The organism is Streptococcus sp. 116-D4, from assembly GCF_009731465.1.
Lineage (GTDB): Bacteria > Bacillota > Bacilli > Lactobacillales > Streptococcaceae > Streptococcus > Streptococcus pseudopneumoniae_E.
Genome location: NZ_AP021887.1, coordinates 165204 through 177500, shown reverse-complemented (window position 1 = coordinate 177500; position 12297 = coordinate 165204). Strand labels below are relative to the sequence as shown.

Here is a 12297-nt window from a genome sequence, read left to right as displayed (position 1 = left end):
ATTCATACCTTCGCTTACGCTAAGCACTCCTCTTAACCTTCCAGCACCGGGCAGGCGTCACCCCCTATACATCATCTTACGATTTAGCAGAGAGCTGTGTTTTTGATAAACAGTTGCTTGGGCCTATTCACTGCGGCTGACATATGTCAGCACCCCTTCTCCCGAAGTTACGGGGTCATTTTGCCGAGTTCCTTAACGAGAGTTCTCTCGCTCACCTGAGGCTACTCGCCTCGACTACCTGTGTCGGTTTGCGGTACGGGTAGAGTATGTTTAAACGCTAGAAGCTTTTCTTGGCAGTGTGACGTCACTAACTTCGCTACTAAACTTCGCTCCCCATCACAGCTCAATGTTATAGATATAAGCATTTGACTCATATCACACCTCACTGCTTAGACAGACTCTTCCATTCGTCTGCTTTAGTTAGCCTACTGCGTCCCTCCATCACTACATACTCTAGTACAGGAATATCAACCTGTTGTCCATCGGATACACCTTTCGGTCTCTCCTTAGGTCCCGACTAACCCAGGGCGGACGAGCCTTCCCCTGGAAACCTTAGTCTTACGGTGGACAGGATTCTCACCTGTCTTTCGCTACTCATACCGGCATTCTCACTTCTATGCGTTCCAGCACTCCTCACGGTATACCTTCTTCACACATAGAACGCTCTCCTACCATACCTATAAAAGGTATCCACAGCTTCGGTAAATTGTTTTAGCCCCGGTACATTTTCGGCGCAGGGTCACTCGACTAGTGAGCTATTACGCACTCTTTGAATGAATAGCTGCTTCTAAGCTAACATCCTAGTTGTCTGTGCAACCCCACATCCTTTTCCACTTAACAATTATTTTGGGACCTTAGCTGGTGGTCTGGGCTGTTTCCCTTTCGACTACGGATCTTAGCACTCGCAGTCTGACTGCCGACCATAATTCATTGGCATTCGGAGTTTATCTGAGATTGGTAATCCGGGATGGACCCCTCACCCAAACAGTGCTCTACCTCCAAGAATCTCTAATGTCGACGCTAGCCCTAAAGCTATTTCGGAGAGAACCAGCTATCTCCAAGTTCGTTTGGAATTTCTCCGCTACCCACAAGTCATCCAAGCACTTTTCAACGTGCCCTGGTTCGGTCCTCCAGTGCGTCTTACCGCACCTTCAACCTGCTCATGGGTAGGTCACATGGTTTCGGGTCTACGTCATGATACTAATTCGCCCTATTCAGACTCGGTTTCCCTACGGCTCCGTCTCTTCAACTTAACCTCGCATCATAACGTAACTCGCCGGTTCATTCTACAAAAGGCACGCTCTCACCCATTAACGGGCTCGAACTTGTTGTAGGCACACGGTTTCAGGTTCTATTTCACTCCCCTCCCGGGGTGCTTTTCACCTTTCCCTCACGGTACTGGTTCACTATCGGTCACTAGGGAGTATTTAGGGTTGGGAGATGGTCCTCCCAGATTCCGACGGGATTTCGCGTGTCCCGCCGTACTCAGGATACTGCTAGGCACAAAGACTATTTTAATTACGAGGCTATTACTCTCTCTGGCTGATCTTCCCAAATCATTCTTCTATAGTCCTTGAGTCCACATTGCAGTCCTACAACCCCGAAGAGTAAACTCTTCGGTTTGCCCTCCTGCCGTTTCGCTCGCCGCTACTAAGGCAATCGCTTTTGCTTTCTCTTCCTGCAGCTACTTAGATGTTTCAGTTCACTGCGTCTTCCTCCTCACATCCTTAACAGATATGGGTAACAGGTAGTACCTGTTGGGTTCCCCCATTCGGAAATCCCTGGATCATCGCTTACTTACAGCTACCCAAGGCATATCGTCGTTTGTCACGTCCTTCTTCGGCTCCTAGTGCCAAGGCATCCACCGTGCGCCCTTATTAACTTAACCTTATTTTTTGACCTTTCAGTCATAAACTCTTTATTAATACTACAGCGTTTTCGGTTTATTTTCTTGTTACTATTTGATATAGATATTCAATTTTCAATGTGCATTACTTGGTGATCTCTCACCAATGGAGCCTAGCGGGATCGAACCGCTGACCTCCTGCGTGCAAAGCAGGCGCTCTCCCAGCTGAGCTAAGGCCCCACAAGACCTCTCAAGACTAAACAAGACCAATGCGCAGTTCCTTATCCTTAGAAAGGAGGTGATCCAGCCGCACCTTCCGATACGGCTACCTTGTTACGACTTCACCCCAATCATCTATCCCACCTTAGGCGGCTGGCTCCTAAAAGGTTACCTCACCGACTTCGGGTGTTACAAACTCTCGTGGTGTGACGGGCGGTGTGTACAAGGCCCGGGAACGTATTCACCGCGGCGTGCTGATCCGCGATTACTAGCGATTCCGACTTCATGTAGGCGAGTTGCAGCCTACAATCCGAACTGAGACTGGCTTTAAGAGATTAGCTTGCCGTCACCGGCTTGCGACTCGTTGTACCAGCCATTGTAGCACGTGTGTAGCCCAGGTCATAAGGGGCATGCTGATTTGACGTCATCCCCACCTTCCTCCGGTTTATTACCGGCAGTCTCGTTAGAGTGCCCAACTGAATGATGGCAACTAACAATAAGGGTTGCGCTCGTTGCGGGACTTAACCCAACATCTCACGACACGAGCTGACGACAACCATGCACCACCTGTCACCTCTGTCCCGAAGGAAAACTCTATCTCTAGAGCGGTCAGAGGGATGTCAAGACCTGGTAAGGTTCTTCGCGTTGCTTCGAATTAAACCACATGCTCCACCGCTTGTGCGGGCCCCCGTCAATTCCTTTGAGTTTCAACCTTGCGGTCGTACTCCCCAGGCGGAGTGCTTAATGCGTTAGCTACGGCACTAAACCCCGGAAAGGGTCTAACACCTAGCACTCATCGTTTACGGCGTGGACTACCAGGGTATCTAATCCTGTTTGCTCCCCACGCTTTCGAGCCTCAGCGTCAGTTACAAGCCAGAGAGCCGCTTTCGCCACCGGTGTTCCTCCATATATCTACGCATTTCACCGCTACACATGGAATTCCACTCTCCCCTCTTGCACTCAAGTTAAACAGTTTCCAAAGCGTACTATGGTTAAGCCACAGCCTTTAACTTCAGACTTATCTAACCGCCTGCGCTCGCTTTACGCCCAATAAATCCGGACAACGCTCGGGACCTACGTATTACCGCGGCTGCTGGCACGTAGTTAGCCGTCCCTTTCTGGTAAGATACCGTCACAGTGTGAACTTTCCACTCTCACACTCGTTCTTCTCTTACAACAGAGCTTTACGATCCGAAAACCTTCTTCACTCACGCGGCGTTGCTCGGTCAGACTTCCGTCCATTGCCGAAGATTCCCTACTGCTGCCTCCCGTAGGAGTCTGGGCCGTGTCTCAGTCCCAGTGTGGCCGATCACCCTCTCAGGTCGGCTATGTATCGTTGCCTTGGTGAGCCGTTACCTCACCAACTAGCTAATACAACGCAGGTCCATCTGGTAGTGATGCAATTGCACCTTTTAAGCAAATGTCATGCAACATCTACTATTATGCGGTATTAGCTATCGTTTCCAATAGTTATCCCCCACTACCAGGCAGGTTACCTACGCGTTACTCACCCGTTCGCAACTCATCCGGAAAGAGCAAGCTCCTCCTTCAGCGTTCTACTTGCATGTATTAGGCACGCCGCCAGCGTTCGTCCTGAGCCAGGATCAAACTCTCATTAAAAGTTTGAGTTCTCACTCATTTCTGTCACTGACAGATTTATTGTTTTTTTCATTGTTCAGTACTACAACCTCAGTTGTAGTGCCCTGCACATTGGTTCATCTTGTTCAGTTTTCAAAGGTCTTTGTCACTCGCTTCTCTCAAGCGACAACTATATTAGTATATCACAGTCGCTTTCGCTTGTCAACACTTTTTTGAAACTTTTTTTATTTTTTTCATCAAGTGTTTCTACCGCAACATACCATAGTCCGTACGGGATTCGAACCCGTGTTACCGCCGTGAAAAGGCGGTGTCTTAACCCCTTGACCAACGGACCTGAGTTGCTATTTTCAACTCTTACTATTATACCGACTTTTTAAACTTTGTCAACACCTTTTTTAAACTTTTTTTAAGTTAAGTAAAAAGAGCCAGAATTATACTGACTCTTCTATTGATTATTAAACTTGGAAGCACGTTCCTCTCCCCACCAATATGGGATTAGTTCTGCGACTTTCACTGTCTTTCTTCTATCGTAGTCCATCATGAATTCTGCATCTTTATTTTCAGAATTCAACTCCAAGAGAAATTCTCTGCAAGCACCGCAAGGCATGGCTGAACTCCCACCATAAGGTGCTTTGTCTCGAAAGGCTAATACTTTCTTAACCTTAGTTTGTCCTGAAAATTAATACATATTGAAGAGAGCTGCTCGTTCTGCACAGAGATGAAAAACTCCACAAGTGCCCTCCATACAAAATCCTGTGAAGATCTGACCATCTTCTGCTTCTACCGCAGCAACAACATGGTTAGCATAAACAAAGTCAGAAACTTCATGTGGATTGTATAGTTTCTGTGCTTCTTCGTACATCTTTTCCCAGATGTCCATTGTTGCATCCTTCTTATTTAGAGATTTCTTTTAGCATATTTTCGATATGCTGGATTGATTTTTCACGACCTAACAAAAAGATAGTATCTGGCAATTCTGGTCCATGCATTTCACCTGAAACTGCGATGCGAATAGGCATGAAAAGATTTTTCCCTTTGATACCTGTTTCTTTTTGAACAGCTTTGATTTGTGGGAAAATATTTTCTGTCACAAATTCCTCATCTGTCATCGCTTCTAGTTTCGCTTTGAAAGATTCTAGAACAATTGGAACAGTTTCTCCTGCCATGATTTCTCGTTCAGCTTCTGTCAATTCTGGGAAGTCTGAGAAGAAAAGGTCTGTCAATGGAACAATTTCGTCCACTGACTTCATTTGTGGTTTGTAGAGTTCTACTAATTTCTCAGCCTTATCAGTCAAACGTCCTGCTTCTTCTAGGAATGGTTTTGCCATTTCAAAGATAGTTTCTAGGTCTGCATTCTTGATATAATCATTGCTCATCCAGTCAAGTTTCTTCTGGTCGAAGGCTGCTGGAGACTTGCTGAGGCGGTTTTCATCGAAAAGTTTAATGAGTTCTTCACGAGAGAAGATTTCATCTTCGCCACCTGGGTTCCAACCAAGAAGAGCAATAAAGTTAAAGACTGCTTCTGGTAAATAACCTTTTTTACGGTAGTCTTCGATAAATTGAAGTGTATTAGTATCACGTTTAGATAACTTCTTACCAGTCTCAGAGTTGATAATCAAGGTCATGTGACCAAACTCTGGAGCTTCCCAACCAAGTGCTTCATAAACCATGAGCTGTTTTGGTGTATTAGCAATGTGGTCGTCTCCACGGATAACATGAGAAATTTGCATATCGTGGTCGTCGATGACAACGGCAAAGTTGTAAGTCGGGTAACCGTCTTTCTTTTGGATAACCCAGTCACCACCGATATTGCCACCTTCAAATTCGATATCGCCTTTGACCATATCATGCCACTTGTAGATACCTGACTCATTGACAGCCAAGCGAACCGTTGGGATAATCCCTGCTGCTTCACGTTCTGCGATGTAAGCCGCTTTTTCCTCTTCACTCATACCAAGGTATTCATTGATGTAGCGTGGTGTTTCGCCAGCTGCTTCTTGGCGTTCGCGTTCAGCTGCCAACTCTTCTTCTGTAACGTAAGATTTGTAGGCTTTTCCTTCAGCTAACAGTTGGTCGATGTATTTTTGATACAAGTCCAAGCGCTCAGACTGACGGTAGTTTTCATGAGTTTCTGGGCTCTCATCCCAGTCCATACCTAACCAACGAAGGTTTTCAAGCTGTGAACGTTCACCATCCTCGACATGACGTTTACGGTCAGTATCTTCGATACGAATGATAAAAGTTCCATCATGATGGCGTGCGTAAAGGTAGTTAAATAATGCTGTACGGGCATTTCCGATGTGTAGTAGTCCTGTTGGACTTGGTGCGTAACGTACGCGGATATCTTTTGACATATCTTCTCCTATAAAGTCTCTAGGCATCTGCCTTTTTGCTCTCTATATTATATCACAAGTCTTGGCTGAGTCCAATTGCTATGAATAAAGAGAGTAAAAAGAGTGGACAAACCACTCTTTTCTTCCATTATTATAGACGTGCGTTAAGTTCTTTGCTCAATTCTTCAAATCCTGGTTTTCCAAGAAGGGCAAACATGTTACGTTTGTAAGCTTCAACACCTGGTTGGTCAAATGGGTTGATGGCATTCAAGTAACCTGAAAGGGCGATAGCCAATTCGAAGAAGTAGATTGTATAACCAAGAGTGAAGGCATCTTGCTCAGGAAGAGTAACATACATGTTTGGTACGTCACCATCTGTGTGGGCAAGAAGAACACCGTCAGTCGCTTTTTTGTTTACAAAGTCAACGTCTTTTCCTTGGAGGTAGCCAAGTCCATCAAGATCTTCTTCCAAAGTAGGAATAATCACGTTCTTACGTGGTTTGTCAACACGGACAACTGTTTCAAACATGATACGAGTTCCTTCTTGGATAAATTGTCCAAGTGAGTGCAAGTCTGTTGAGAAGTTAGCTGAAGTTGGGTAGATACCTTTTTGGTCTTTTCCTTCTGATTCACCAGCCAATTGTTTCCACCATTCTGAGAAGTATTGAAGTGATGGCTCGTAGTTTACCAAGATTTCAGTTGCATAGCCTTTACGGTAAAGGATGTTACGCACTACAGCATATTGGTAAGCTTCGTTTTCAGAGATTTTGTCTGAAGTATAGTCTTTGCGAGCTGCATTCGCACCTTCCATAAGGGCTTTGATGTCAGCTCCTGATGCTGCGATTGGAAGCAAACCAACGGCTGTCAATACTGAGAAGCGTCCACCGATATCATCTGGAACTACAAATGTTTCCCAACCGTTAGCGTCTGCTTCAACCTTAACAGCACCTTTTTGGCGGTCAGTTGTTGCATAGATACGTTTGTTTGCTTCTTCTTGACCGTATTTCTTAACCAAAAGTTCTTTGAAGACACGGAAAGCAATCGCTGGTTCTGTTGTTGTACCTGATTTAGAAATCACGTTTACTGAGAAATCTTTATCCGCAACGTACTCTACCAAGTCAGCAAGGTAAGTAGATGAGATTGAGTTTCCAGCGTAAAGGATTTGTGGAGCTTTGCGTTCTTCTTTTGTTTGCAAGTTTGCAAAGTGGTGGTTCAAGAAATCAATCGCAGCTTTGGCACCAAGGTAAGATCCACCGATACCGATCACAACTAAAACATCGCTGTCTGACTTGATCTGCTCAGCAGCCTTCAAGATGCGGTCAAATTCTTCGCGATCATAGTTTTCAGGAAGGTCCAACCATCCCAAGAAGTCGCTTCCAGCACCAGTTCCTTTACGGATCAATTCGTCTGCTGCTGTTACTTGTGATTGCATGTATTCCACTTCATGTGGTGCAACAAATTTGTCTAAAACTTTTGAATAATCAAATTTAATATGTGACATGTTATTCCTCCAATATTTCTTCTTTTCTATCATAACGCTTACCTTCGTTTTTTTCAAGTTTTTTTGTCAAATTTCTCCAATTTTTATCAGAATTCAAACGTTTGCGTAAAAATACCGCATTCCAAAAATTTTGAAATAATAAAAGAAAGAACGACCGGATGCTCCAGTCGCTACAGTTCATTCAATAAATACTCAAATAGTTCCAAATTACCATCTTCTTCATTAACCAAAAACTCTGGATGCCACTGTAAACCGATAATGCGGTGTTCGTCGATAGACTCAATCGCTTCGATGGTCTGGTCTCTTGGATCCACAGCAGTCACACGGAAATTAGGTGCCAAATCTTTAATACTTTGACGATGGACAGAGTTAACCTGACTTTCTTTTCCAAATAGCTTGGCCACCACGCTTCCTTCTACTGTCTCAATAGAGTGAGATGTTCCGAAAGGCAGTCCTTGCCAGTGACCTTCGATTTCTTGATTGAGGGTTCCCCCAAAGGCAACATTGACAAGTTGGACACCGCGACAGATTGCCATAATCGGTTTATTCTGACGAAGCGCTTCTTTCAATAGAGCCAGTTCAAACTCATCGCGTACTAGATTGTAATCATCGCTCTCGATGGTCTTTTTCTCTCCATAAAACTGAGGATGGACATTTTGACCGCCTGTCAAGATGAGTTTATCAATCATTTCCACATAATCGCGTACAACTGACTCATCACCAACAGGAATGACTAAAGGGAGACCACCGACTTGACGAATGCTCTCTGCGAATCTACAAGATACAGATGAATGAATGTTTTTGCCTTCTGCATCTACGGGACATAGATTTGCAGCCACTCCTACAACTGTTCTAGCCATGATGTCTCTCCTTTCGAATGTTAATACTCTTCGAAAATCTCTTCAAACCACGTCAGCGTCGCCTTACCGTATATATGTTACTGACTTCGTCAGTTCTATCCACAACCTCAAAACAGTGTTTTGAGCTGACTTCGTCAGTTCTATCTACAACCTCAAAGCAGTGCTTTGAGCAACCTACGGCTAGCTTCTTAGTTTGCTCTTTGATTTTCATTGAGTATAACGATACTCCTATCATATCACTCAAAGCGCCTTTCGTCTAATATGTTTTTTTTAAGGCTGTGATAAAAATTTTTTATGGACAAGAAAAAGCTGCCCACATAGGACAACTTTTTATTATTCAAAGACAAATTGATTATGATAGAGTTCTGAGTAGAAGCCACCTAGTTTCAAGAGTTCATGGTGGTTACCACGTTCAATGACTTCTCCATCTTTGAGGACAATGATCTGATCAGCATTGAGGATGGTCTTCAATCGGTGAGCAATGACGAAACTGGTTCTGCCTGCTACAACCGCCTCCATGGCATGCTGAATCTTGCTTTCTGTCACCGTATCTACGTTGGAAGTTGCTTCATCTAGAATGAGAACTTCTGGATCTGTCATTAGGGTTCGAGCGATAGAAATCAATTGCTTTTGTCCAGTTGAGAAGATGCTTTGGTCATCATCTATAAGAGTATCGTATTTATCAGGCAAACTTTCAATATAGTCGTGAATGTGGGTTGCCTTGGCTGCTGTCTCAACCATTTCCTGACTGGCATCTGGTACACCAAAACGGATATTGTCTCGAATGGTTCCGCTAAATAATACCGAATCTTGCAAGACAATTCCCACCTTACTTCTGAGACTATCTAAATCATAGTCACGAATATCTTTCCCATCAAAATAAATCCCACCAGCATCAACATCATAAAAGCGATTGATAAGGTTCATAATAGTCGTTTTCCCTGACCCTGTCGGACCAACAACTGCTGTCATCTGGCCTTTAGGGGCAGAAATGCTAACATCTTTCAAAATAGGTTTATCAGGCAAGTATGAAAAATCAATATGACTGATTTCAACACCTTCTTGCAACTGAGTGAAAGTTGGAGCCTTTTCAGGTCGGATTTCTTCCTCTGCATCAAACATTTCCTGAATCCGTTCAGCCCCTGTAAAGGCTAACTGGAGGCTTCCCCAACTAGCCGCAACTTGAATAATAGGCTGGTAGTACTGCTGAGAAAATTGGGCAAACATAACAATCAAACCTAGGGCTGTACTTGTTTCAATAGCCTTATCATTCAAAAGAACAGCTGAACCAGCAAAGATGACGACGGCTGTATTAACCAGACTCATGCCATTCATGACAGGGAAAAGAATTCCTGAAAACATTCTTCCTTTAAAGGTTGCCTTACGCACGCGCTCATTTTGTTCAAGAAATCCTGCCATCATATCCTCTTGAATTCCTTGCACAATGACAGCTTTTTGGCCTGAGATACTCTCATCCATATAGGCGTTGAGATTTCCTACCTCTTTTTGCTGGAGGTTGGTATATTTCCGTGCCATTTTCACGATAAAAATCAGCATGAGGAAGGCCACTGGTGTGCTGGCGATGGTGATGAGGGCCAGCGTCACATTTCTCGAAAACATGACGAGAATCAGACCAATGTATAGAACGATGTTGCTCATGACCTGAATCAAGCTTTCGTTAAAGGCTTGGAGGATATTATCTAAATCACTGGTAAAACGAGACAAGATATCGCCATCTTGTCGGCGGTCAAAGAAAGAAACCGTCAAGCGAACAAGCTTACCGAAGAGGCCTTTGCGCATCTCGTTGGTCGACTCTGCAATCACACGCGTCATGAGACACATGTATATCACACTAGAAATAAATAAAACCAAAACCAGCAGACCAAGATTGACCATGATTCCTGATAGACTTTGCCAAACAAGTTCTGGATTGCCATCTTGATAAGCTTGAACTAAATTAGCTAGCTGCGTCACTGCTTGTCCAGAAAATACCGGAAAGAGAGCTTGGGCAAGAGTCGCCAGAACAATCATCAGGATAACAACTACAAATGATAGCTTATAGACTTTAAAATAATTCCAAAAAAATTGAACTGTCTTCATTTTACTCCTCCTTTCCTTTCTGTGTTTCGTAGATTTCACGGTAAACAGCATTGTTGGCAACCAAGTCTGCATGCGTGCCTTGACCAATCAATCGTCCTTGATCCAGAACCAAGATCTTGTCTGCATGAACAACCGAGCTAATCTTTTGCGCGATGATAATGGTTGTCGTCCCTTTCAAGTCCTTATTCAAGGCTTCTTGAACCAGGCGCTCTGACTTGGCATCCAAAGCTGAGGTCGAATCGTCAAAAATCAGAATACGTGGATTGCTGACAATTCCACGAGCAATTGACATCCTTTGTTTTTGCCCACCAGAAAAATTGGTTCCCCGTTCCTCAACTGGACTTTCAAAGGTTTTCTCCATACGATGAATGAATTCACTGGCTTGGGCAATATTGGCTGCACGCTCCATTTCAAATAGAGTGGCATCTCCTTTTCCCTGTCTCAAGTTATCTGCAATCGTTCCACTAAAAAGAATGGCACGTTGGAGAACGATAGAAACTGTTTGACGCAGGGTTCCTTCACTCACTTCTCGAATATCCTTACCTCCGATTTTGATAGCCCCTTCCTGCGGGTCAAAGAGACGTGGAATCAGTTGAGCCAAGGTTGATTTTCCTGCACCAGTCGCTCCAACGACACCAACCATTTGACCAGGTTCAATAGTAAAGCTCACATCTTTCAGCATCGGTTCCCTATCCATTGGATAGGTAAAGGTTACATTTTCAAAGCTAAGACTTCCGACCAACTCTTCATCTGGGACATCCTTGAAGGTCAGGGCTGGCTCTGCGTCCAGAATTTCTCGAATACGACGCATAGAAATCATGGCACGACTGACAGAATTTCCTAAAAATCCAACCATAACTATGGTAAAGATAATCTGGCTCAGGTAATTGACAAAGGAAGCAATGGAGCCAACAACTGACGGATCCGACTGAACCATCCCTGCAACTAGCCAAATGGAGAGGAAGACAGCTCCGTAACCGACCAACATCATGAAAGGTTCCACTACTGAAAAGGCATAACCAATGTAAAGATTTTGACCGAGAAGTTCGTCTGAAACCTCCGTAAACTTAGCAAATTGCTCTTTTTCTTGGACAAAGGACTTGACCACACGAACACCGCGCAGATTTTCCTTAGCGATAGCATTGATGCGTTCAAGAAGGCTTTGAAACTTGGCAAAACGAGGTCCCATCATACCCATCATGACAGCAGTCAAACCAAAAATCAAGACTACCATGAGAACAATCACCCACCACAGAGAAGGTAGGGTTTGAACCGCCAAGATAAACGAACCGATGAACAAGAGGGGAAGTCTGAAAAGAATTTGGAAGGTCATCATGACGACGTTCTGAATCTGGTTGATATCATTTGTCATGCGAACGACTAAATTTCCCGCATTAAATTGTTCAATATTGGCATAAGAAAAGGTTTGGATTTTACGGAAGGCATCCTCCCGAAGGTCGGATGAAACTCCTTGGGCAATATAGGCTGCAAGGATAACATTGAGCCCACCAGCAACCAGACCAACCAAGGCCACACCAATCAACCAAGCACCGATACTATAAATGGCTTCATAGTTCCCAGCAAGTAGGGCATCTAACACTTCCTGCAGGTAACGCGGTTGCAGAAGTGAACTAGCAACCATCAAGCCTGTCATTAGGAGCGAAGCCAAGGCCTGCCACTTGTAGGTTTTGATTTTCTGAATCAGCATACTTTCTCCTTAAAAAATAGACAAAAGGGAGCGACAATGTGTCAGCTCCTTCTCATTCGGTTTGTGTGATGTTATTCTAGCAAAAAAGTGGAAACTTGTCAAAGAAGTCTCCTTGATATAGCTAGAATGAC

At 44.2% G+C, this 12297-nt stretch carries 5 protein-coding genes, 2 tRNA genes, 2 rRNA genes and 1 pseudogene (1 of these 10 cut by a window edge); all 10 read right to left on the bottom strand.

The window, feature by feature from the left end; all coding sequences use genetic code 11:
* Positions 1-1888 (bottom strand): 23S ribosomal RNA (locus UKS_RS00850) (it extends 1014 nt beyond the left edge of the window).
* Between the two features lie 125 nt (positions 1889-2013).
* Positions 2014-2086 (bottom strand) — tRNA-Ala (locus UKS_RS00845).
* A gap of 51 nt (positions 2087-2137) precedes the next feature.
* Positions 2138-3685, bottom strand: a 16S ribosomal RNA gene (locus UKS_RS00840).
* The 16S and 23S rRNA genes sit together here with 2 tRNA genes alongside, the layout of an rRNA operon.
* A 241-nt stretch (positions 3686-3926) precedes the next feature.
* A tRNA-Glu gene (locus UKS_RS00835) sits at positions 3927-3998 on the bottom strand.
* A gap of 111 nt (positions 3999-4109) precedes the next feature.
* Positions 4110-4544, bottom strand: a pseudogene (locus tag UKS_RS00830) (cytidine deaminase family protein).
* Between the two features lie 13 nt (positions 4545-4557).
* Positions 4558-6018, bottom strand: a complete 1461-nt coding sequence (gltX, locus tag UKS_RS00825; protein WP_156011408.1) for a glutamate--tRNA ligase — start codon at positions 6016-6018, stop codon at positions 4558-4560.
* Between the two features lie 130 nt (positions 6019-6148).
* Positions 6149-7498, bottom strand: coding sequence for a glucose-6-phosphate isomerase (locus UKS_RS00820; protein WP_156011407.1), 1350 nt, complete (start codon positions 7496-7498; stop codon positions 6149-6151).
* A 170-nt stretch (positions 7499-7668) separates the two neighbouring features.
* The gene (locus tag UKS_RS00810; RefSeq protein ID WP_156011406.1) at positions 7669-8358 is read right to left on the bottom strand and encodes a gamma-glutamyl-gamma-aminobutyrate hydrolase family protein; all 690 of its coding nucleotides are present in this window, start codon (positions 8356-8358) and stop codon (positions 7669-7671) included.
* A gap of 333 nt (positions 8359-8691) precedes the next feature.
* The gene (patB, locus tag UKS_RS00805) at positions 8692-10458 is read right to left on the bottom strand and encodes a multidrug efflux ABC transporter subunit PatB (protein WP_156011405.1); all 1767 of its coding nucleotides are present in this window, start codon (positions 10456-10458) and stop codon (positions 8692-8694) included.
* Between the two features lies 1 nt (position 10459).
* The gene (patA, locus tag UKS_RS00800; protein WP_156011404.1) at positions 10460-12166 is read right to left on the bottom strand and encodes a multidrug efflux ABC transporter subunit PatA; all 1707 of its coding nucleotides are present in this window, start codon (positions 12164-12166) and stop codon (positions 10460-10462) included.
* Between the last annotated feature and the right edge of the window lie 131 nt (positions 12167-12297).